Raw genomic sequence first — 20,980 nt, 5'->3', positions numbered from 1 at the left:
CCGGGCCGGCCGTGTAGCCGGTACCAGACGTTGTTGCCCTGCAGGGGGGAGCCGTTCGCGCGGACCGGCGCTCAGGCGGGCAGGCCGGTCAGCCAGTCGGTCAGGATCCGGTTGACCTCGTCGGGGCGTTCCTGCTGGATCCAGTGGCCGCAGTCTTCGAGGACGTGCGAGGAGACCAGGCCGGGCAGGGTGGTGGGGAACGCCTCGATCGCGTCGGCCATCCAGGTGGTGGAGGCGTCGAGGCTTCCGCCGGCGAACAGGGACGGCTGGGTGACGGGGGCGCCGTCGAAGCCGGCGAGGTCCTCCCAGTCCCGGTCCATGTTGCGGTACCGGTTCAGTGCGCCGCTCATACCGGTCCGCTCGAACTCCGCCGCGAATACGTCGAGGTCGTCCTCGCCGAGCCAGGCCGGCGGCGGGCCCGCGGGGAACCTGTCGCGCAGGGTCCCGCCCCGGCTGACGAAGTGCGGATCGGGCGCGCCGGGCGGGGGCATGGTGCCGGCGGACAGGGCGGCGTAGATGCCCCCGAGCCAGCCCCGCACGTCGGGCTCGATCTCTGCCTCGGCGCGGCCTGGCTTCTGGAAGTAGGAGACGTAGAACTCCTCGTCCCCTCCCAGGCGGGCGAAGACCTCGCTGGGCCGCGGCCCGCCGCGCGGGGCGTAGGGCACGCTCAGCAGGCCCACCGCGCGGAAGACGTCCGGTCGCAGCAGGGCGCAGTGGGCGGCGATGGCCGAACCCCAGTCATGGCCCACGACGACCGCGGAGTCCTCGCCCAGGGCCCGCACCACCGCGACGCTGTCCTCGACCAGGCCGTGCATGCGGTAGGCGGTCACGTCGGCGGGCCTGCTGGAACGGCCGTAGCCTCGGACGTCGATGGCCACTGCCCGGTACCCGGCCGCTGCCAGCGCCGGCAGTTGCCGGCGCCAGGAGTACCAGGACTCGGGGAAGCCGTGCACGAGCAGCACCAGCGGCCCGGCACCCTGCTCCACCAGGTGGATCCGGCCCGCGGGCGAGGCGACCAGCCGGTGAACGGGGTCTGCGGTCCGCTGCGTCATGAGTCCTCCAGGGCTCCCGGTCCGTTCTCCGTCATGATCGGAACCGTCATGCGGAACCATCATGTGGAGGGCGGCCGCTCACCCGCCACTGTTCTTGCCGTTCCGGCAAAGCCGGATCACGGCCCCACCCCGTCAGGCGTGAGAAGCCCCGCCGGGCATCTCCTCCGGATCGGCACGCGCGGGCACGCGGCGGCGGCCACCAGGGGAGCCAGGGGTGCGGTGGCAGCGCGCGCGTGCCCCCGTACGCCCCCGCCCGGCGCGTTCCCCGGGCCTCGGCCCGGGGAGGTATGAATCCGTCCGGAAGTTCGGCAGGCGCGGCCTGCGACGGGTGTGGGGGGTCGGGGTGCGGACGTCATGGAAGGCCGCGGTCATCACGGTCGGCGGGGGAGCGGTGGGTCTCGCCCCGGACTGCGGAGCGGCGCGGCGCGGCCGCTCGGTACTCGTGCGGGAACGATTCTCTGTCGGTGACCACCGGGACGGCCCGGCCGGTCTCGGACGCCGGTGGCGCGTCCAGCACAGCGAGGAGCGCTGGTCGCGGCGCGCGCTCGACACGTTGCCCCTGTGGTGCCGCTCGGGGTCGCCCGCAGGCCGGCGCCGGCGCCTGGTCCGCCTGACCGGAAGTCCCTGGTCCGGCCGCACCGGCGTCGCCGCCGGCGAAGGGAAACTGCGCGCCGCGGCCTCCGCGATGGGCCGGCGGGGGGTCCGCCACGCCTGGCTCCGCGCCCGCGTACACGCCCTCGACCCCGACGGTACGGGAGCGGGCGTCCGCACCGACCGCGGCCTCCACCGGGTGGAGGACCGCGGCCTCCACCGGGCGGAGAGCGACATCGTCAACGCCGGTGCCTACAGCGGTGACCGGCTGGAACGGCTCGGCTGCCCGCTCGGAACCCTCTCGGGGCGCATACCCGACGGCGAACGGGTGGTGGTGCGGGCGGGCGGACGGGCGTTCACCTTCGTGCCCGCCTTCGGCCGGATCTGTTCGGACCTGGCCCTCGGCGGGCACACCGTCGGCCACGACGACCCGGTGGAGCTGCGGTGAGCGCCGCACCCGAAGCCGCCGGAGCGGTCCCGGCCGCCGTGCTCGTACGACAGTTCCGCGGCCCCGCGGGATGCACCCTGCACGTCGCCCTCGCCCCCGACGGGCGCGGCCTGCCGCTTCCCGCCAACGGGGGCCTGCGCGTCGTACCACGCCACCAGCCGTGCCAGGGCGGCGCGCGCAGCCTCACCCGACGGCTCGCCGCGGAGATGCTGCTCACACACCAGCTCCACCACACGGGTTTCTCTGGCGCCGAGATGGTGCTGACCGGCGCGCAAGCACTCGACGACGGGCTCCTCGCGTGGATCGCCGCCGTCCTCGACGAGTACGCCGGCACGGTGTACACCGGCGCCGACATGGGGGTGACGGTCCGGGACATGGAGCGGCTGGCGGACATGACGCCTTACGTCCTCAACGCCGTGGGCAGCCGTACCGACCCCGGGACCTCCACCGCCTTCGGGGTGCTGGGAGCGGTGGAGGCGTGGGCGCGCGGCCCGGTCGCCGGGCTGCGGGCGCTGGTCCACGGAGCCGGCAAGGTCGGCGCGGTACTGGCGGCCGAGCTGGCGGCGGCGGGCGCCACCGTGCTGGTCCACGACAGCGTGCCGCACAGGGCGCGGATCGCAGGCTGCCGGACCGTACGGGACTGGACGGCCGCCGACTTGGACGTCTTCCTGCCCTGCTCGGTCAACGACCTCATCGACCCCGCGCTGGCGCGGCGGCTGCGCTGCGCGGCCGTGATCGGTTCCGCGAGCGCGGTGCTCGCCGACGAGGCGGCCACGCTGCGGATACTGGCGGAGCGCGGGATCGTCTACCTGCCCACGCCGCTGGTCAACGCGGGCGCGGTGATCGCCGGTTCGATCGAGCACTACGCACCGCAGGTGTTCCGGGCGGCCGATCCGGCGCAGGTCCACGCCTTCGTCAGGTCGACGGTGGGGGAGTCGGTGACCCGGCTGCAGGCCGCGTCCGCGGCTGCGGGAACAGCCCCGGCTCCGGCAGGGGCCACCACCCTGGTTCCCGCCCTGGTTCCCGCCCTGCTGCCGGGACGGCCGCAGGAGCAGTTCTGCGGCCTGCGCTTCGCCCCGGACGGCCCGGCGGGGTGGGCCCTGCCGGATGACGGAGGCAGCGCGGCGGTGTCCGGAGCCCCGCGGGCGGCCGGCGGACCGCCCTGACACCGCACACGCGTCGCGGGACCGCGCCGGTGGCACGCTCGCCGTCGAGGCGGATGCAGCGCGCCCGGCAGCCGCGCCTTCCGGTCCCGCGCCCCCGCCGGCGCTAGGGTGGACGGGTTGGGTTCCCCCGTGAGCGGCAGATGAGGCTGGCGACTGTGTCGACGTCGAGTCATGAGGTCTTCGGTGCCCCGTGCTGGGTCAGCTTGATGACCCGGGAACTCGACTCCGCGAAACGGTTCTACCGCGCGGTGCTGGGCTGGGAGTTCCGGTCCACCCGGCTCGGCGCGGGTTTCACCGTCGCACTCCAGGACGGGGCTCCCGTCGCCGGAATCGGTGCGCTGGCCCGCAGTCTGAGCCTTCCGGCGGCCTGGACGCCCTACTTCGCCGTGGACGACGCCGATGTGGCCGCCTCCCGCATCCGTGAGCGCGGCGCCACGATGGCCGTGGGCCCCCTCGCCTTCGGCACCGGCCGGGCGGCCCTGGCGGCGGACCCCGCGGGCGCCGTCTTCGGCTTCTGGCAGGGGGAGATCATCCCGGACTGGACGGTGGGGCGCGGCACCGCACCCGCCTGGCTGGAACTGCGTACGCGCGACGCCTTCGCCTCCGCCATCTTCTACGGAGAGGTTCTTGACTGGGCCGGCGGCCGGCAGGGCTGTTGCACCGTGTCCTACGAGCACGACCATGTCGTCCTCCGGCACGGCAACAACACCGTCGCCCGCATCAGCGGCGGCGCCCTCGAAGAGGACCCCGACCCCCTGGTGCAGCCGCGCTGGCACGTCCACTTCCGCGTGCCCGATCTGGAGGCTGCGGTCGAAGCCGCCACCGGTGCGGGCGGCAGGAGCGTCTCGCCGGTGCAGACGTCCAGCGCCAGCCGCTGGGTCACCCTCGCCGATCCCGAGGGCGCGCTCTTCACCGTGGTCGCGCCCCGCAATCCGCCTGCCTGACCGGCGTCCGGCGCGTCCGCGGCACCCTGCGGTCGGCGCCCTGCCTGACCCCGGCGCCTGCCCGACCGGCGCCTGGCGCGTCCGCGGTTCCGTGCGGTCGCCGCCCCGCGGGTCCGCGGCTCCGTGCGACCGGAGGCCCGAGAGGCTCCCCGTGCCGTCCGTCGGGCCGGCTCCGCTCACCGCCACCCCCTGCGCACGCCGGGGTGGACCGCTTCGTGGCCGGGCGGGCGAACGGGTGACGCGGCCCGCGGCCGGCGGCGTCGGCGTGTCGGTCGTGCCCGCCCCGCCCGGCTTCCGCGACGGTGGTCGCGGTCGTCGCCGTCCGTGCGCGGCGGCCCCACGGACGCGTGAGGGGCTGCGCATGGCGGAAGAGCACACCTCCCGGACCGGCCGGCGCACGGTGCTGCTGACCGCGTGGTGCGGCGGGCTCACCGCGCTGACCGCCGGCTGCGCCGCCCGGCCGGACAACGGCCGCGAGCCGGTCCGGCGGACACCCGGCCCCGTACGGCCCCCGCCCGTCGCGGCCACCCCCCACTGCGTCCTGACCACGGAATGGGGCAGCGGGCCGTACTACCTGGACCTCGGCCGCCTCCGCTCGGACATCACGGAGGGGCGCGAGGGCGTACCGCTGCGCCTCGACCTCACGCTGGTACGGGTGTCGGCCGGCTGCCGCCCCCTCGCGGGCGCCACCGTCGACGTGTGGCAGGCCGACGCCCAGGGCGCCTATTCCACGGGCAAAGAGACCTTTCTGCGGGGCACGCAGACCACCGACAGCACCGGACGGTGCGTGTTCCGCACGGTCCTTCCCGGCTGGTACGCCGGACTGGCCCCGCACATCCACTTCAAGGTCCGCCCCGATGCCCGGAGCGAGACGTCCTCACAACTCTTCTTCCCCGAGGACCTCCTGCGTGACGTGTACGCCCGGCAGCCCTACGCCCGGCGCCCCGGGCCGGAGCACCCCAACAGCCGGGACCGCCGCTACCGGGAATCGGGCGGCGCGCTGACCCTGGCCCCCACACCCCACGGCGCGGGCTACCGCGCCGTGTACACCGTCGGGATCGCCTGAGCCGCGAGCCGCTCGCGTCGCAGCTGCCAGGCCCGCGCTGCCCGGCACCCGTCGTCTCCGCTTCGTGACCGTCACGAGCGGAGTACGGATACGGGCGGGCCCGGGCCGGCGGCGGAGTGTCGTGTTCCGGGATGCCGGATCTTCCGGGTAGACTCACTCTCGTACTCGCCGCCGGGATTCCCGGAAGCGGGGCGCGCGTTGGTGGTCCAAGGAAAGACACCCCACTTCCCGTGGGGGGATGCAGGTGCAAGGCCTGCCCAGCGCTCGGTCAAGGCCCCGGCCTCCTTATGGAGACCGGGGCCTTCGTGCTGCGCGAGTGCCTCACCAACACGCCACGGGACGAACCCCTGCCGTGCTCGCTCCCGGGCCGGTGGCGCTCCGACGGGCGGGGAGCACCCGGCCGGGTACGGATGGCCGGGTACGGATCGGGGTGCAGACTTGGCAGATTTCGTGGAAGCGGCTGCCGTCGGGCCCGCTGCCCGGGGGCGGCGGTCTGAGCGTCGCCGCCGGGGGTTGGCCGGGAGGTGATCCGCAGGCCGGCCGGGGGAGGGCCGGCGACGCGGGTGCCCGGTTACCGTGCGGGCCCGGACGGCAGTCCGGTGGTGCCGGTGGCCGTGGCCGCGGTGCGGGGGGACGGGCAGCACGCGGTTCGGGCCGGCAGCGGGGACCTCTCCGGCCGTCGGCCGTGTCCCGCTGACCACGCGTGTGCCCCGCCGCAGCCGCGTAAACGCCGCGGCCGCAATTTTCTTGAGCGAGCGTCATCTCCCGCGTGGCGTACGTCCGTCGTGCCATACGGCGGTCGGGCATCGGGCATCGGGACCTCGGATCACGGGGCCGTCAGTCCTCGCCCCGCACTATGGTGCACTCCTCCCGTGCGCCGTCCGCCTCGCCCGTCCGTGCCTGGTCCTGCCTGCCGACCCGCGCGGGCCGACAGGTCCGGACCTGGCCCTTCGCCGTCCGGCGGTCGCTGTTCGAGGGGGTGCCGCCCTGTGATCGCATCATCGTCTCCTCACCTCGGATTCGGCTTGCTTCCTTGACGCGCTTGCCCGTGCGTCCGGCAGTCAAGCGGCACCGCTGTCGTGACGTCAGTTCGCGGCGGGCTGTCCGACCGCGTCGGGCTCGGGGCGTGCGGCGGGCAGTTGCGGCCAGCAGGTCGTTTCCTGGGCGCGCCGCTGGAGGAGCTGGCGGAAGCCCGGTACCTGGTAGCGCTGGGCGATGGACGAGCCCGGTCCGGGAATGCGGGCCACCTGCGCCATGAGCCGCTGGGGCTGGGCCTGCCACCCCACGACCATGACGCGCAACCCCAGGCACTCGGCGCGCCGGTGCAGGTGCAGCAGGAGCAGCAGACCATGGGTGTCCATCTCGGGCACCCGGTGCAGGTCGACCATCACGGCGGTGGCCTGGAGCGGGATCCTGTCCAGGCAGTGCTGGAGCGCCGCTTCCGCGGACGCGTCCAGGTGTCCGATCGCGCTGAGCATGATCGTGCTCTCGTGGCAGTGGACCTGTGTCGTGAAGGGCAACACGGGCTCCTTTCCGTGTCGTGCCGACCGGCTGCGGCTACGTCCGCGCCGACGGCGGGCAGTCCCTCATCCTGTCGCCGCAGCCCCCGCAACCCCCGGCGGCACGCCCGAAGAGACCCGAGAGCTCTTCGCGGGCGGGGAGGGACGCGATGGCCGGAACGGGTGACGCGCCACCGGGCGGGCCGGTGCCGACGACGCCGCGGCCATGTACCCGTCTGGCGCGGGTGAGATGCGGGCCGCTTCGGGTACGCGCACGATGACCGTGGCAGTACACCGTCGACGAAGGGTTTGTCATGCCCCGAGGTTCCAGTCCCAAGCGCGAGCGCCAGTACGAGCACGTCAAGGAGTCCGGTGAGAAGCGCGGCATGTCCGAGGGCCGCGCGAAGGAGATGGCCTCCCGCACCGTGAACAAGGAGCGCGCCCGTTCGGGTGAGAGCAAGACGGCCAGCCGCAGTTCCACTCAGGGCGCGTCGGCCCCGCAGCGCGGGGGCCAGAAGTCCGGCGCGGGCGGCGGCTCGTCCGAGCGCACCAAGGACGAGCTCTACCAGGAGGCGAAGAAGCGCGGCGTGGAAGGCCGCTCGACCATGACCAAGCAGCAGCTCCAGAACGCGCTCGGCCACTGATCCCAGGCAGCCGCCGCCGAGCCCCGGTGGTCCGCCCGCAGCGCGCGGACGGCCTCCGAGGGCTCGGGCGTGCCGCCGTCCCGAGGGCGCGACTCCGCCCCGGTCCCGGGCCGTCCCCGGCGCACCCGCGACCCGGGACCGCACCGCAGGCTGCCGCCACGCCTCGTCCGCTCCGGCAGAAAGACTTCTCCCATGGCCGTCCGTCATCAGCTCATCCGGCGCCCCCCGTCCGCGGTATGGGCGATCCTCGCCGACCCCACGCGCTACGGGGACTGGGTGGTGGGGCCGTCCGAGTCCATCCCCCTCGATCCCAGCTGGCCCGAGGTGGGGGCCCGGCTGCGCTACACCCTTCGTCTGGGCCCCTGGTCGGCGGAGGGCGTGACGACCGTCCGCCACCGGGAGACCGGCCGGGAGCTGGAACTGGAAGCGGCGTTCAAGGCCTTCGGCACGGCCAGGATCTTCCTCCAGCTCCGGCCGTGGGGCGAGGAGACCCTCGTCATCTGCGACGAGCACCCGCTGCGCGGTCTGGGCGGCGCCCTCCACAATTCCGCGAGCGAAGCGCTGCTCCAGCTCCGTCACCGCGGCATGCTGAGCCGCCTGGCCAAGGTCGTCGAAGGCAGCGGCGCGGCCGAGACCGACGGCGCCGCCACGGGACCCGGCAGAACAGCCCAGGGCGGGTCATCGCACGGCGGGACATCCCGCGGCGGGAAGGCCCGTGGCGGTGGACCCCGTCATGCCTGACGCCGTGGTGATCGGCGCCGGCCCCAACGGACTGGTGGCCGCGAACGTCCTGGCCGACGCCGGCTGGAGCGTGGAAGTCCTGGAGGCGCAGGAGGAGCCGGGCGGCGCCGTGCGCAGCGACCGCGGTGTCCACCCCGACTACGTCTCGGACGTCTTCAGCGCCTTCTACCCGCTGGCGGCCGCCTCCCCGGTCCTCTCGCGCCTGGACCTCGCGGCGGAGGGCCTTCGGTGGAGCCATGCCCCGCGCGTGCTGGCCCACCCGCTGAAGGACGGCAGGTGCGCCGTGCTGGAGCGCCGGGTACAGGACACCGCGGCCGGGCTGGGCGAGTTCGGCGCCGCCGACGGTGACGCCTGGCGGAAGATGTACGACGTATGGACCCGCGTGGGACCGGACCTGGTGCAGGCGCTGTTCACGCCCTTCCCGCCGGTCCGCTCCGGGCTGCGCCTGGCGGCGAAACTCCGTACCTCCGGAGGGCTCCGGCTGGCCCGGAACCTGGCGCTGCCCGTACGCCGGCTGGGCGAGGAGGAGTTCGCGGGGGAGGGGGGCCGGCTCCTGCTGGCCGGCAACGCCCTGCACGCCGACCTGGCACCCGAGGCCGCCGGCAGCGGGGGCTTCGGCTGGCTCATGTCGATGCTCGGACAGAGCCACGGCTTCCCCGTCCCCGTCGGCGGTTCCAGCGCCCTGACCGCGGCCCTCGTGAGCCGCCTCCAGCGGCGCGGAGGCGTCCTGCGCTGCGGGGAGCGCGTGGCCCGCGTCGTGGTGCGCGGCGGCACGGCGGTCGGGGTCAGGACGGCGGGCGGCGAGAGCGTCACCGCCCGCCGGGCCGTGCTCGCCGACGTCTCCGCGCCGGCCCTCTACCGGGACCTCGTGGGCGAGGAGCACCTCCCGGCCCGGCTCGTGCGGGACCTCGAACGCTTCCAGTGGGACTTCGCGACCTTCAAGGTCGACTGGGCCCTGACGGGGCCGGTCCCGTGGACGGCGCCCCAGGCCGCGACGGCCGGCACGGTCCACGTCGCCGACGGCGTCGACGGCCTGAGCCGGTTCGCCTCCCAGCTCAACATGGGCCAGGTCCCCGACGAACCGTTCGCCCTGTTCGGCCAGATGACCACGGCGGATCCCAGCCGCTCACCCGCCGGCACGGAATCGGCGTGGGCCTACACCCACCTCCCGCAGCGCATCGTCTCCGACGCCGGCCCCGACCACATCACGGGCCGCTGGGACGCGCGGGAGCAGGAAGCCATGGCCGACCGGATCGAAAAGCAGGTGGAACGGTTCGCGCCCGGCTTCCGCGCACTGATCCGCGGCCGCCGGATCCTGTCCCCCACGACCCTCCAGGCCATGAACGCGAACCTGCACAACGGCGCCATCAACAACGGCACCACCGCACTGCACCAGCAGGCGGTCTTCCGCCCCGTACCCGGCACCGGGCGGCCGGAGACCCCCGTCAGGGGCCTCTACCTCGCCTCCGCGGCCGCGCATCCAGGCGGTGGCGTCCACGGAGCCCCGGGTGCCAATGCCGCCCGCGCGGCCCTGCAGCCCCACGGCCTGCGCACCCTCCTGCACCGCGCCCAGCGCGTCTGAAGCTCCCCTCCCGGCCGGTAATTCCGGGGCTGCTGCCTGGGGGCCCCGGGAACGGGTAGGCGAGCGGCGGCAGCTTCGTACGGGAACGGTGGTCGGGTTGAGTCTGACGGGAATCGATGTGGTCTACGCCTGCGCCGGGTTGGGCGCCCTCTGCGCGGCGGTCCTGCCCACGGCCCTCGCCCGCCGCCCGGTATCGCTGCCCATGGTGTTCCTGGCGGCGGGCTTCCTGGTGTTCCTACTGCCGCTGGACGCGCTCCCCGAACTCGACCCCGTGCAGCATCGCGGTGCGGTCGAGCACCTCACGGAGATATGCGTCGTGATCGCACTGATGGGCGCGGGCCTCGCCATCAACAGGCCGCCGGGCCTGCGGTCCTGGTCGACGACCTGGCGGCTGCTGGGCCTGGCCATGCCCCTGACGATCCTGGTGACGGCGGCGGCCGCCGGGTGGCTGATGGCGTGGCCGCCGGCGGTCGCCCTGCTGGTGGCGGCGTCCCTCGCCCCGACGGATCCGGTCCTGGCCGCGGAGGTGCGGGTGGGGGAGCCGACCGACGAGGAGGACGACGAGGACGAGGTCCGCTTCGCCCTGACCAGCGAGGCCGGGCTCAACGACGGTCTCGCCTTCCCCTTCGTCCTGGCCGCCGTGGCCTTGACCACGGCCTCCGCGACCGGCTGGTCCGCCACGGGCCTGTGGCACTGGGCCTGGAGCGACGTGCTGCTGCGCGGCGGCGTGGCGCTGCTGGTGGGGGTGGCCATCGGCCGCCTCCTCGGCTGGATGTTCTTCCAGGCCGCCTGGAAGGCGCTGCGCCTGTCCGAGCACCGGGAGGGGTTCACCGCGCTCGCCGCGACCTTCATCGCCTACGGCGCGACCGAACTGCTGCACGGCTACGGCTTCCTCGCCGTCTTCGTCACCGCCTGCACGATCCGCGGCGCGGAACGCGCCCACGGCTACCACCGCGTCATGCACGGTTTCACCGACCAGATAGAGCGGCTGCTGACGGCGGTCGTGCTCTTCCTGGTCGGCGGCTTCACCGCCCAGGGAGGTCTGGGAGCACTGACCTGGCGCGGAGCCCTCCTGGGACTGCTGCTCTTCCTGGTGATCCGGCCGGCGGTGGGATGGCTGGTGCAGCTGCGGGGCCGCGCCGCCGGCCGGGAGCGCTGGGCCACGGCCTTCTTCGGCATCCGGGGGATCGGCTCCTTCTTCTACCTCGCCTACGCCCTGGGAGCGGCGGACTTCGCCGCGCCGGCCGCGGAACTGTGGGCGGTGGTCACCTTCACCGTCCTCCTGTCGGCGCTCGTGCACGGCGTGGCGGCCACCCCGGTCACCGCCCGCCTGGACCGGGCGAACGGATCGCGGCCCGCCGAGCCGCAACCCCAGCGGGACACGGTGCCCCAGGGGCGGTCACGAGGATGACCGAGCACCTTCCGGACCGGGTGCGGGCGGTCCACGCGGATCCGGGCCGGACGCCGCCCGCCCCTGGAGATCCGGGCGGGATACGGCCGGTCCCGGCGGATCCGGTCCACGCGCTGGGTGCCTCCTACGAGGCTCTGGCCGCTGCGGTCACCCCCTTGGGCGAGGAGGAGTCCTGGCGGCCCACCGGATGCGCGGGCTGGGTGGTCCGGGACCTGGTCCACCACTGCCTCGCGGACTGCCGGCGCGCACTGGTCGCCCTGCACACCCCGCACACCGGCCCGCCGGACCGCGATGCCGTCACCTACTGGCAGCAATGGCGCCCCGACTCCGCGGACGCGGCGCAGGAGCGTCGCTCGGCCCGCCTCGGCGCGAGCACGTACCCGGACTTCGCCCCCTTGCGCGAGCTGTACCTGGAGACCGCCGCGGCCGCGGTGACCGCCGCTGCCCGGACCGGCACCGAAGTCCTCGTCTCGACCCAGGGGCACGTCCTGACCGCCGGCGACCTGATGGCCACCCTGACGGTGGAGGCGACCGTCCACCACCTCGACCTGACCTACGCCCTGCCGGCCGCGCCGGGGCCGTCGGCGGCGGGCCTGGCCTCCGTCCGCTCCGCCCTCGACGGGCTCCTGGGCCGCCCCGTCCCCCTGGACTGGGACGACGGGCACTACGCCCGGGCGGCCACCGGCCGCGTCCCGCTGACGGACACGGAACGCCGGGCCCTGGGCCGCGACGCCGAACGCTTTCCGCTCTTCGGCTGAGGGACCTCCCGCCTCCACTTCCGGCTCGCCGGTCCCGCCCCCGCAACCGTCGTCGTTTCGCCCGCGGGAAAGCCGTCAACCGGTCAGCGCAATCCTTTGATCCGGAGCAAGGGATTCACGCCGTGCCCGCTGTCCGGGGCGGAGAAAGGCTCGGCTACATCTTCGCTCTAGCGGTTCTTCAGCATTCCGGAGGATTGTTGGGGCCAGCCGCACCAAGGGCCGGAGAATCCCGGATCCGGAAGGCCTGAACCGGAATTTTCGGATTTCGGGCCGGGCCGACCGGGCGCGCACACGGCCGGGAACGCATCGACCGCATCGGATCGCACAGGTGATGAGCCCTTCCAAGGTGAGGGGATGGCAATTCGGCCAGGGGCGGCGAAATTTCGACCCATGCCCATTCGGATTTCCCTTCCACTTCCGGGAGACAACCATGTCCGGTACCGAAAGCACCTCCGCATTCAGCCTCCAGGACCTGGAGCTGGACCTCAGCGACCTCACCGTCACCTCCATGCGCGACACCGCCGCGCTGCCCGAAGGCGGCGCGTCCTGGGGCTCCTGCTCCTGCCAGGGCTCGTCCTCCTGCGCCCAGCCGACGGACTCCATGCCGCCCGCGGCCTGACCTCCGCGGACACCCCGACCAGAGGAGACATCCATGGCCCCGTCCACCGGAGCCCCCGGCTTCGAACTCGAAGATCTCGACCTGGGCGACCTCACCGTGACCTCCATGCGGGACACGGTCGCGCTGCCCGAGGGGGGCGCGTCCAACGGAGGCAGTTCCTGCTCCTGCGGCTCGTCCTCGTGCGCCCACCCCCAGCTGCCGGACCTGCCGGCGGCCTGATCCCCCACCCCGCACGCGTGTCCCACGCTTCCCGCCGCACGCCCGTGCGGCGGGAAGCCGCGCGCCACCACCGACAGGACGGGACCACCATGCCGCAACCGCAGCGCCCCACCGGGGCCGCCGGGGCGGACGGTTCGCAAGGCTCCCGCCGTCCGGATGCCCCGGACGGCTACCGGGTGCGCTCTGCGCCGTACGCGCTGGTCCGCGCCACCGTGCTCGCGCACCCCGCCCAGCGCCCCGAAGCCACGCACTTCCGTACCCTGCTCGCCCGCCTGCACCGGATCGAGCACCAACTGCTGCGCTGCGCCCCGGCCCTGTGCGACGACCTGCACGACAGCCGGGACGGACACCCCGCGGCCTTCCACCGCGACGTCGTCCTCCCGCTGCGCCGTGCCCTGCACAACGGACGCCGGCCCCGGCCCGCCCTGCTGGCACGCCTCGGAGACCTGCCCGCACGCGTGCCCCGCCTCGCCTCCTGGAACGACCTCCACGCGCACCGGGCCACGCTCCTGGCCGAGCTCGCCACCGCCGCCGAGGGGGCCTTGTCCGCCGAACGCGCCGCCCTGTCCGCCCTGTGCCGCGAACCGGCCCTCGGCAACGCCGTCGCGCTCACCAGCGCCGACCTCCTGCGGGCCGTCGAACGAGCGGGGACCGGCGCGAGCGACCGCCGTTCGCGCAAGGAGGAAGCCGCCGTACTGCGCTACGCCCTGCGGGCCAGCACCAAGACCAGCCCGCTGTCGTGGTTCACCGCGGTCGGCTGGGGCGCGCTGACCGAGGACGCGCTGACCGAGGACGCACCGACCGGTGGCGCACCCACCGCGGGCGCGTCGGCCGGGACGCCGGCCCGGTCCGTACCGTCCTGGGGCGCCCTGCCCCTGTCCGAGGGCCCCCTGACCGCGGTCGTCAGGGCCAACCGCACCCTGACGACCGCGCTGACCCTGGCCCTCCTCGATGCGCCGCACCGCCGGGCCGCGCTCCCGCACCGCATCACCAGCACCGCCCGGACCGCCGGCGACCGGGCGGCGTACTCCCGCACCCGGTCCTCCTTCGCCGGGGGCCGCTACCTCGTGCCGGTCGAGGACGAGGTGGAGCTGGCCTTCGGGGGCCCGCTGCGCCTGGTCACCGAGCATGCCGAGACCCCGCTCACGCTGGGGGCGCTGACGGATCTGCTGGCCGCGGCCCTCGGTGGGACGGGCGGTAGCCGGGCCGAGGCCGCCGCGTTCCTCGACCGCGTCGTGCAGGCGGGCCTCCTGGTGCCGGGTGATCCGGTCCCTCCCCAGGACGCCGATCCGCTGGGGCGGATCGCACGATGGCTGCGGACACCCGGCGCGGCACGGCCGCAGCAGACGGCGCACACCGACGGCCCGGCGCACACCGACAGCCCGGCGCACACGGGCAGTTCGACGGACGCCGGGGGTGACGCGTACGCCGAGGACGCCGCGCGCGCCGACCGGATCGACGCACTCGGCCGTATGACCGAGCAGTTCGCCACCACGCCCGCCGCCCGGCGCCCCGCCCTCCTCGCCCGGCTGTCACAAGGCTGGACGGCGGAACTGGCCGCCGCCGGGCGGCCCGTACCCTCCGCCTCCGCGCCGCTCACCGTGCTGTCCGAGGACGTCGTCGCTCCGAGCCCGCTGAACCTCGACGGGTTCCTCGCCGCCGCCGACCACGAGGCCCTCGCCGAGGTCACCGCGCTCGCGGAGCTCTTCGACCTCGGCCACCTCGTCCGCCGCGTCCTGCGTGACCGTTTCGTCGAGCGGTACGGTCCCGGCGGCAGCTGCCGCCATCCGTGGGAGTTCGGAGCCGAGGTGGCCCGGGCCTGGGAGAGCGCCGGGCGGCTCGCGGCCCTCGATCCGCAGGACCGGGCCGCCCTGCCCAGCGGGACCGGTGCTCTGGTCCGGCTCCGTGCCGAGGCCGCCGACGCCGTACGGAACGCCGTCGACCCGCATCCGGAGGGCGCCGACGAGACAGTCCTGCCCCCCGACTTCGTCAAGACCCTCGGCGAGCGGCTGCCGGCCTGGGCCGTCGAACGTCCCCTGAGCTACGCGTACTTCCTCCAGCGCGACCCGGAGCGGGGCCTGCTGTGCGTGAACCACGTGTACGGCGGCTGGGGCCGCTTCACGAGCCGGTTCCTGGACGACCTGGACCCGCGCGCGGCCGCCGAGGTCTCCCGGCAGATCCGCCGCGGTCTCTCGCCCGGCGCACGGGCCGCGCAGATCCGGCCCGTCGGCGGCTTCAACGCCAACCTCCACCCCCTGCTCGTCCCGGAGGAGATCGGCCCCGACCGCAGCCGTGCCGCGATCGGCGAAGCCGACCTGGACCTCGTCCACGACGAGCCCACCGACCAGGTGCGCCTGCGGCTGCGCGACACCGGTGAACTCCTCGACGTGCTCTACCCGGGCTTCCTCGCCCCCGTACTGCTGCCCCGCCGCATCGGCGCCCACCTGAGCGACCATCCGCACGGGGTGGTCGACTTCCGGGCGCTGCTGCCCCGCCACGACCTGCCCGCCCCGGGCGGCCGGGTGACCCGCAGCCCCCGGTTGCGCCACCGGCACGTGGTGCTCCAGCGCCGTCGCTGGCTCCTGCCGCCCGCCGTCGTGGGCGAGCTGCGCTCCGACCTGGCCGGCGCACCGGTGCCGGTGGAGGCGGTGGCGCGCTGGCGCGCGCTGCTGGACCTGCCCGAGCAGGTCTTCCTGCACCCGGCCGCGCCGCCCCCGACCGGGCGCGCCGCGGAGGACTTCCTGAGCAGGCTGAGCCGGCCCAAACCGCAGTTCGCGGACCTCGGCAACGCGCTGCACCTGCGCTGCCTGGCCAAGTGGCTGTCCCGGTACGGCGACGGCGCGGTCCTGGAGGAGGCACTGCCGGCACCCGGCGGCGCCTCCTCGCCCGCCCGCGCGGCCGAGCTCGTACTGGAGACCTACCGGGCGGGGCGCGTCTCGTGACCGGACCCCGCACGACAGAGGAAAGGACCGTGCCGGCCGTGCCTCCCCAGGACAGCGGTGCCCGTGATGTGGTCGCCTACTACCACCAGCCCGTCAAGGCCGCGCTGTTGCGGGAGGTGCTGCTGCCGCTCGCCGCGTCCTGCGCGGCGCAGGGGCTGGCCGTCCACATCGAACGGCACTGGTTGCACGGCCCCCACCTGCGGCTGCGACTCCAAGGCCCGCCGGCGCGGACGGAAGCCGCCGCCCGGTCCGCCGCCTCCCGGATCCGCGCCTGGATCGGCGCACACCCCTCCCGCAGCGACCTGACCGAAGCCGAGCTGCTGGAACGGGCGGCCGAAACCGGGCGCGCCGAACTCATCGCCCCGCCCTACGGACCCGTCGTGCCGGACAACACCGTCCGCATCGAGGCCGTCGACCGCACCCCGGTGCTCGGACTCCTCGGCGCCGACGGCGCGGACCTGCGCGATGACCTGCTGCGGGCCGGGCTCGGGGCCCTGCGGGCCGGGACCGCGTTCCTCGGGGACCACGGGGACACCGCCCAGGCGCGGCTCCGGCTCGCGGTGGCGGGGCTCGCCGCGCACGCCCGCGCCCACCCCGGGGGGCTGGCCGGCGGCCACTTCTCCTACGTGTCCCACCTGGAGGACTTCCTGCTCTACGACGACCCGGACGGGCGCCTGCGGGAGCGGTTCGAGGACCACTGGGCGCGGGCGGGCGACGCGGTGACCGCGATCGTCGGGCGGATCGCCGACGGGGGAGCGGGGGGCTGGGAGCGGGCCTGGGCGGACTTCTCGGCGGGAGCCTGGCAGCTGGCGCAGAGCCGCTACGACGCCGGCGCGGATCTGCACGGTTCGCCGCTCGCGTACCGCTCGCGCGCCGCCGCGACCGGGGACGCCGCGGCGGCCGAGCGCTGGAACCAGGACGTCCGCACCCGGTACAGCGAGTTCCACCGCCTGCTGCGCCGCTCCGACCCGCAGGGAACGATGTGGAGCCGCCCCGACTACCTCGTCTACCGGGCCTGCACCAACGCCCTGTACCGCCTCTTCGCCATCTGCGACGTCCGTCCGCTGGAGCGGTACCTGGCCGCGCACCTGGTCGTCCGCGCGGTGCCCGGGCTGACGGGATGCGACTGGCGGGCGGAGATCGCCGCCGTCATCGACGCCGTGGAGGCACGGGCATGACCGCCACCACCAGCCCTGCCGGGCGGGACGCGCAAGCCGCGCCGGGGAGCACGGCCGGTCCGGGGGACGTACGACGGCTGCGGCCGGGCGTCGCGGTGACCCCGCTGGTGGCGGGACTCCACCTGCGCGGCCGCCGCGGCAGCGTCACGCTGGAGGGCAGCACGGCCCTGCCCGCCCTGTGGGAGCTCGTGGAGGAGCCCCTGCGGGAGGGCGGGCTGGACACCCTGCTGGACGGAATGGAGCCCGGGTCGGCCCTGCGGGCGGCGGTGGAGACCCTCGTGGCCCAATTGGACGCGCACGACCTGCTCGTGGCCGAGCCGCCCCAGCGGGCGGTGCATCCGGACCGGGCGGTGTATCCGGACCGGGGGGAGCAGGCGGTCCGCGCAGGGCAGGAGGGTCGTGCGGGCCGGGCCGGGCAGCCGGTCCACGCCGAAGAGCGGCAGCCGTTGGGGGGCGGACCGCGTGCCGGGCACGCGGAAGGGGCCGCTCGGGTCTCCCGGTGGCTGCGTGCGACGGCGGAGCGGCCCGCCCTCGCGGCGGTGGCGCTCGCCACGGCGCGTGCCGGGGTGGTGTCCGGTGACCCCGACGGGCCGCTGGCCCGGGCCGCCGGCCGGGCGTTGGCACTGGGCGGGCTGCCCGTCGCGTACGCCGCCGATCCGTCCCTTCCCGAGGGCCGGGTGCTGCTGTACCTGCACGGCGGAGGACCGGACCGGGGGGTCGCGGCCGGGCTGTGCGGCGGCGCGGGCTACGCCACCGCACCAGGCAGCCCGGCCCAGATCGGGTCCGAGGCGGCCGCGCTGGAGGCACGCCTGGGACCCGGCCCACCGGCCGGCCCCCCGGCGTTCGTGTCCCTCCTCGCCGGCGCCGCGGCGCACCGCTTGCTGTGTGCGGCGGCCGGGCTGCCCGACCCGGCCGGCGAAGGCGACGACGGCCGGCTGCTGCCCGGCCTTCCCGCGGTGCTCCTCGCGGAGTCCCGCCCGCTGCGGGCCGACTACCGCACCTGGCTGGGCCCCGTGCGCCTCGACACCGACCGGCGCGCGGACCTCGCCCCGGCGGACACCCTCGGCGAAGCCCTGCGGCGCGTGGGCGCCCTCGGCGACGAGCGGTGCGGGGTATGGCCCGAGCCGCTCCCGGCGGACCTGCGCCAGCTCCCGGTGCCGCTCGCCACCTGCGAACTCCCACAGCCGCCGGAGGGGTCGGGTTCCCGCCGGCGCCTGGTCGGCGGCGCACCGCGCCTGGACCTGGCTCGGCTGGAGGTGTTCTGCCGGGCGGCCGAACTGCGCCTGGGCGGGGCGGGTTTCACCGTCGGCGCGAATCCGGCGCACGCCCGGGGCCGCGCCCTGCGCGAAGCGGCCGCCACCTCCGTGCCGTCCGCGAGCCGTACGCCCGTGGCCGCCCGGCGCTGGTCCGGGCACCCCCAGGTCCGCCACTGGTGGACGACGCTCACGACCCGTCTCGGTGTGCCCGCCCGGCTGGAGGTCTTCCGGACCGTGCCGGGCGAGGAGGTCTACCACGCCGTGGTCCGCCCGACGGCCCCGTACGCGTCCGGACAGGGGCACGGACACGAGGAGGGGCAGGGGTACCGGCACCGGCCCCCGGGCGCGGGGCGGCCGTCGGCGTCCGCCGCGCCCCCGGCCCCTTCCGCGCCCCCGGGCCCTTCCGCGCCGTCGGCGTCCTCCGTGCCCCCGGTGCTCGGCGAGGCCGTCGAGGCGACGCCGGGTGACGCGGCCGCGTTCGCCGCGCTGGCAGCCGTGGCCTCGGTCGCGGCCGGCGGCGCCGGCTCCGTCGCGGGGCCTCCGCTCCGCCGTACACGCCCCTCGGGCGGCGCCGTCGCTCCGCTGGCCGCCGCCGGAGCGCGGACGGCCGCATGGGAGGACCGCGGATGGACCGGCCGCTGGCTGGCCGACCTCGCCGTGCGGGAGGAGGCGTTCCAGGACGCGCTGGGCCGGCTGATCCGCCCGGCTCCCCGCACCGCGGTGCCGGTACCGGCCGGGACCCGGGGACTCGTCGCGCACCTCGAAGCCTTCGGCTTCACCGTCCTGCCCACCGGAAGGGAAGCACCATGACCACGGCACCGACGGACCCCGCCTCGCCCGGGCCGCTCGGCGCCCTGCCCGTGCCGCTGCTCGACGCCGGGTCCGCGACGGCCCACACCGCCGGCCCGGCCGCGGTCCTGCTGCCGCGGTGGACGCCGGGACTCGCCGAGGAGCTCAGCCGGCACGCCCTGTGCCACCCGGTGACCCTCGTCCCGGTGCGCTTCGACGGGCCGCTCGCGGTCGTCGGGCCGGTGCTGCGGCCCGGCGCGGCGGCCTGCCTGTGCTGCGCCGAATACCAACGGCTCGCCACGGCGGGCGGCCGGGTGCCCTGGCAGAGCCCGAAGCTGGCGCTGGCCGGCGTGCCGAGCCCCGCACTGGCCGAGGCCCTCGGCGCCCTCGTACGGGACCTGCTGGAGGACGGCGAGCCGCTGCAGGACGAGGAGCCGGCGCAGGACGGGAAGTCGGCGCAGGGCGAGGAGCCGGCGCAGGATGCGGCGCGGCCGCCGGACGAGCAGCCGGCGCCGGTCCGGGCGCCGCGCCCGGGCGGGCAGTCGGCGACAGCCGTCGTGTACGTCGTGCACCAGGGGCGCGGGACGTGGTCCGCACACCGCATCCGCCCCGTCGGAGGCTGCGCCGTATGCCGTCCCCTGCCGCCGGACTCCCCGGCCGACGCGCCCCCGATACCCTCGGCGGCCCGCCCGCTCCCCGACCCGTACGTGCTCCGGACCCCCAACCCCCGTACCACCCCGCACCGGTTGCGAGCGGCCCTGTACGACGAGAGGTTCGGCCCGGTGCGCCGGCTGACCCGGTCCGAGGATTCGGCGTTCTGCCTGACCACCGCGCTGGTGACGGACGGCCGGCGCGTCGACGACGGCGGGTACGGCCGCGCCGCCGACTTCGCCGACAGCGAGCGGATCGCGCTGTTCGAGGGCGTGGAGCGGTATGCGGGGATGCGCCCGACCGGCCGCCGCACCCGGCTGCGCGCCTCCTTCGCCGACCTCGGGCCGGACCGGGCGGTCGACCCGCGGCGCCTCGGCCTCCCCGACCCCGCCCACCACGGGCATCCGGCCTCGCCGACCGTCCCGTACAGCCCGGACCTGGAGCTGGACTGGGTGCACGGCTGGTCCCTCACCCGGCAGCGGACGACCGCCCTCCCCGAGCACGTGGCGTACTGGGACGTGCCGGGCGCCGGCCGGCCGCGCGTGGTCTACGAGTCCTCGAACGGCTGCGGACTGGGGAACAGCCCCGAAGAGGCGGCCCTCTACGGCCTGTTCGAGGTGGCCGAGCGCGACGCCTTCCTCATGGCCTGGTACGCGGCCACACCCCTGCGCCGCATCCAGCCGCCGCCCGACGACCTCGTCACGGCGTCGCTCGCCGACCGCGCGGCCCTGGCGGGCTACCGGCTCCTGCTGCTGGACGCGACGAACGACTTCGCCGTCCCGGCCGTGGTGGCGGTCTGCCGGTACGAGGGCTCCCACCGGGACGCGCCGCGGATGTTCCTCGCGGCGGGAGCCCACCACGACCCGCGCGCCGCCATCCGTTCCGCGGTCGCCGAGGTCGTCACCAACGTGCTGGAGGCGCCCCACCGCGCGCTCGCCGAGGGCCGCCCCCGCGATCCGGGGCGGCTGCGGCCGATGCTGGACCGGCCCGAGCTGGTGATGACCCTGGACGACCACGTCGGGCTGAACACCCTGCCCGAGGCGGGCCCGCGCCTGGAGTTCCTCTTCGCGGACACCCCCTGCGTACCGGTCGCGCAGGCCTGGCCCGGGGCGCCCGAGCCGGTGGCCGACCTCGGCGCCCTGCTCACGCAGACCGTGGAACGGCTGTCCCGGGCCGGCCTGGAGGTGATCACCGTCGACCAGACCGAGCCCGGTTTGCGCGACCGGCTCGGCCTGCACTGCGTCAAGGCGGTCGTGCCGGGCTCGCTGCCCATGACCTTCGGCCACGTCAACCGCCGCACCCGCGGCCTGCCGCGGCTGCTGGAGGTCCCGTACCGCATGGGCCGCACGCCCGGGCCGCTGGTCTACGAGGACCTCGCCCTCCACCCGCACCCCTTCCCCTGACGGCCCTGCCTCCCCCGCCCA

18 protein-coding genes are annotated in these 20,980 nt (G+C 75.6%); 15 read left to right on the top strand and 3 right to left on the bottom strand.

The annotated features are described in order from the left end of the window. Window positions 1–71: 71 nt before the first annotated feature. A complete protein-coding gene (locus tag AMK16_RS20695) occupies window positions 72–1,052 on the bottom strand; it encodes an alpha/beta fold hydrolase (protein WP_073917983.1) in 981 nt (326 codons plus the stop codon). A 343-nt stretch (window positions 1,053–1,395) separates the two neighbouring features. Between AMK16_RS20695 and AMK16_RS20690 the strand changes: the two genes are divergently transcribed. The 4 genes from AMK16_RS20690 to AMK16_RS20675 all read left to right on the top strand — a co-directional run bounded on the left by AMK16_RS20690 (window position 1,396) and on the right by AMK16_RS20675 (window position 5,267). After that, complete coding sequence (locus AMK16_RS20690) at window positions 1,396–2,091, top strand: hypothetical protein (protein WP_143196842.1); 696 nt, start codon at window positions 1,396–1,398, stop codon at window positions 2,089–2,091. Then, the gene (locus AMK16_RS20685; protein ID WP_073917979.1) at window positions 2,088–3,257 is read left to right on the top strand and encodes a hypothetical protein; all 1,170 of its coding nucleotides are present in this window, start codon (window positions 2,088–2,090) and stop codon (window positions 3,255–3,257) included. The genes AMK16_RS20690 and AMK16_RS20685 overlap by 4 nt, the downstream gene beginning before the upstream one ends. Window positions 3,258–3,463: 206 nt before the next feature. Continuing rightward, window positions 3,464–4,201 carry a VOC family protein gene (locus AMK16_RS20680; RefSeq protein ID WP_073917977.1) on the top strand — a complete coding sequence of 246 codons (738 nt, stop codon included), beginning with the start codon at window positions 3,464–3,466 and terminating at the stop codon, window positions 4,199–4,201. A 361-nt stretch (window positions 4,202–4,562) separates the two neighbouring features. Continuing rightward, window positions 4,563–5,267 (top strand): dioxygenase family protein, encoded by a 705-nt coding sequence (locus tag AMK16_RS20675; RefSeq protein ID WP_073917975.1) that lies wholly within the window; start codon window positions 4,563–4,565, stop codon window positions 5,265–5,267. Window positions 5,268–6,104: 837 nt separating this feature from the next. Here AMK16_RS20675 and AMK16_RS36270 read toward each other — a convergent pair. Further along, window positions 6,105–6,269, bottom strand: a complete 165-nt coding sequence (locus AMK16_RS36270; RefSeq protein ID WP_158071229.1) for a hypothetical protein — start codon at window positions 6,267–6,269, stop codon at window positions 6,105–6,107. Window positions 6,270–6,352: 83 nt separating this feature from the next. Further along, window positions 6,353–6,787, bottom strand: a complete 435-nt coding sequence (locus AMK16_RS20670) for an STAS domain-containing protein (RefSeq protein WP_242438824.1) — start codon at window positions 6,785–6,787, stop codon at window positions 6,353–6,355. 293 nt (window positions 6,788–7,080) lie between these two features. On the opposite strand from AMK16_RS20670, the gene AMK16_RS20665 reads away from it, so the two are divergent. The 11 genes from AMK16_RS20665 to AMK16_RS20615 all read left to right on the top strand — a co-directional run bounded on the left by AMK16_RS20665 (window position 7,081) and on the right by AMK16_RS20615 (window position 20,959). Next, window positions 7,081–7,410: a plasmid stabilization protein gene (locus AMK16_RS20665; RefSeq protein ID WP_073917971.1), complete on the top strand. Its 330-nt coding sequence runs from the start codon at window positions 7,081–7,083 to the stop codon at window positions 7,408–7,410. A gap of 192 nt (window positions 7,411–7,602) precedes the next feature. Continuing rightward, window positions 7,603–8,151, top strand: a complete 549-nt coding sequence (locus tag AMK16_RS20660) for an SRPBCC family protein (RefSeq protein ID WP_107417201.1) — start codon at window positions 7,603–7,605, stop codon at window positions 8,149–8,151. Further along, a complete protein-coding gene (locus AMK16_RS20655) occupies window positions 8,144–9,733 on the top strand; it encodes a phytoene desaturase family protein (protein ID WP_073918813.1) in 1,590 nt (529 codons plus the stop codon). Before AMK16_RS20660 ends, AMK16_RS20655 begins: the two co-directional genes overlap by 8 nt. Before the next feature lie 103 nt (window positions 9,734–9,836). Beyond that, window positions 9,837–11,144 (top strand): cation:proton antiporter, encoded by a 1,308-nt coding sequence (locus tag AMK16_RS20650; protein ID WP_242438856.1) that lies wholly within the window; start codon window positions 9,837–9,839, stop codon window positions 11,142–11,144. After that, on the top strand, window positions 11,141–11,902 hold the full coding sequence (locus AMK16_RS20645; protein ID WP_107417200.1) for a maleylpyruvate isomerase N-terminal domain-containing protein: 762 nt from the start codon (window positions 11,141–11,143) through the stop codon (window positions 11,900–11,902). Before AMK16_RS20650 ends, AMK16_RS20645 begins: the two co-directional genes overlap by 4 nt. A gap of 430 nt (window positions 11,903–12,332) precedes the next feature. After that, complete coding sequence (locus tag AMK16_RS20640; protein ID WP_073917956.1) at window positions 12,333–12,521, top strand: thiazolylpeptide-type bacteriocin; 189 nt, start codon at window positions 12,333–12,335, stop codon at window positions 12,519–12,521. Window positions 12,522–12,554: 33 nt separating this feature from the next. Continuing rightward, window positions 12,555–12,740, top strand: coding sequence for a thiazolylpeptide-type bacteriocin (locus AMK16_RS20635; protein ID WP_073917954.1), 186 nt, complete (start codon window positions 12,555–12,557; stop codon window positions 12,738–12,740). A gap of 89 nt (window positions 12,741–12,829) precedes the next feature. Further along, entirely contained in the window at window positions 12,830–15,682 is a 2,853-nt protein-coding gene (locus tag AMK16_RS20630) for a lantibiotic dehydratase (RefSeq protein WP_073917952.1), read from the top strand. Between the two features lie 29 nt (window positions 15,683–15,711). Further along, window positions 15,712–16,860, top strand: a complete 1,149-nt coding sequence (locus AMK16_RS20625; protein ID WP_073917951.1) for a lantibiotic dehydratase C-terminal domain-containing protein — start codon at window positions 15,712–15,714, stop codon at window positions 16,858–16,860. Continuing rightward, window positions 16,857–18,926, top strand: coding sequence for a hypothetical protein (locus AMK16_RS20620; RefSeq protein ID WP_073917949.1), 2,070 nt, complete (start codon window positions 16,857–16,859; stop codon window positions 18,924–18,926). Before AMK16_RS20625 ends, AMK16_RS20620 begins: the two co-directional genes overlap by 4 nt. Beyond that, on the top strand, window positions 18,923–20,959 hold the full coding sequence (locus tag AMK16_RS20615; protein WP_242438823.1) for a TOMM precursor leader peptide-binding protein: 2,037 nt from the start codon (window positions 18,923–18,925) through the stop codon (window positions 20,957–20,959). Before AMK16_RS20620 ends, AMK16_RS20615 begins: the two co-directional genes overlap by 4 nt. The last annotated feature ends 21 nt before the right edge of the window (window positions 20,960–20,980 follow it).

Source organism: Streptomyces sp. CB00455 (genome assembly GCF_001905445.1).
Classification (GTDB): Bacteria; Actinomycetota; Actinomycetes; order Streptomycetales; family Streptomycetaceae; genus Streptomyces.
This window is presented reverse-complemented; position numbering and strand designations above follow the sequence as displayed.

Bases quoted from the DNA above. Each gene is read 5' to 3' on its own strand.
- AMK16_RS20645 (WP_107417200.1), top strand. From the start codon at position 11,141: ATGACCGAGCACCTTCCGGACCGGGTGCGGGCGGTCCACGCGGATCCG.
- AMK16_RS20630 (WP_073917952.1), top strand. From the start codon at position 12,830: ATGCCGCAACCGCAGCGCCCCACCGGGGCCGCCGGGGCGGACGGTTCG.
- AMK16_RS20655 (WP_073918813.1), top strand. From the start codon at position 8,144: ATGCCTGACGCCGTGGTGATCGGCGCCGGCCCCAACGGACTGGTGGCC.
- AMK16_RS20640 (WP_073917956.1), top strand. From the start codon at position 12,333: ATGTCCGGTACCGAAAGCACCTCCGCATTCAGCCTCCAGGACCTGGAG.
- AMK16_RS36270 (WP_158071229.1), bottom strand. From the start codon at position 6,269: ATGATGCGATCACAGGGCGGCACCCCCTCGAACAGCGACCGCCGGACG.
- AMK16_RS20665 (WP_073917971.1), top strand. From the start codon at position 7,081: ATGCCCCGAGGTTCCAGTCCCAAGCGCGAGCGCCAGTACGAGCACGTC.
- AMK16_RS20675 (WP_073917975.1), top strand. From the start codon at position 4,563: ATGGCGGAAGAGCACACCTCCCGGACCGGCCGGCGCACGGTGCTGCTG.
- AMK16_RS20680 (WP_073917977.1), top strand. From the start codon at position 3,464: ATGACCCGGGAACTCGACTCCGCGAAACGGTTCTACCGCGCGGTGCTG.
- AMK16_RS20695 (WP_073917983.1), bottom strand. From the start codon at position 1,052: ATGACGCAGCGGACCGCAGACCCCGTTCACCGGCTGGTCGCCTCGCCC.
- AMK16_RS20660 (WP_107417201.1), top strand. From the start codon at position 7,603: ATGGCCGTCCGTCATCAGCTCATCCGGCGCCCCCCGTCCGCGGTATGG.
- AMK16_RS20620 (WP_073917949.1), top strand. From the start codon at position 16,857: ATGACCGCCACCACCAGCCCTGCCGGGCGGGACGCGCAAGCCGCGCCG.
- AMK16_RS20635 (WP_073917954.1), top strand. From the start codon at position 12,555: ATGGCCCCGTCCACCGGAGCCCCCGGCTTCGAACTCGAAGATCTCGAC.
- AMK16_RS20615 (WP_242438823.1), top strand. From the start codon at position 18,923: ATGACCACGGCACCGACGGACCCCGCCTCGCCCGGGCCGCTCGGCGCC.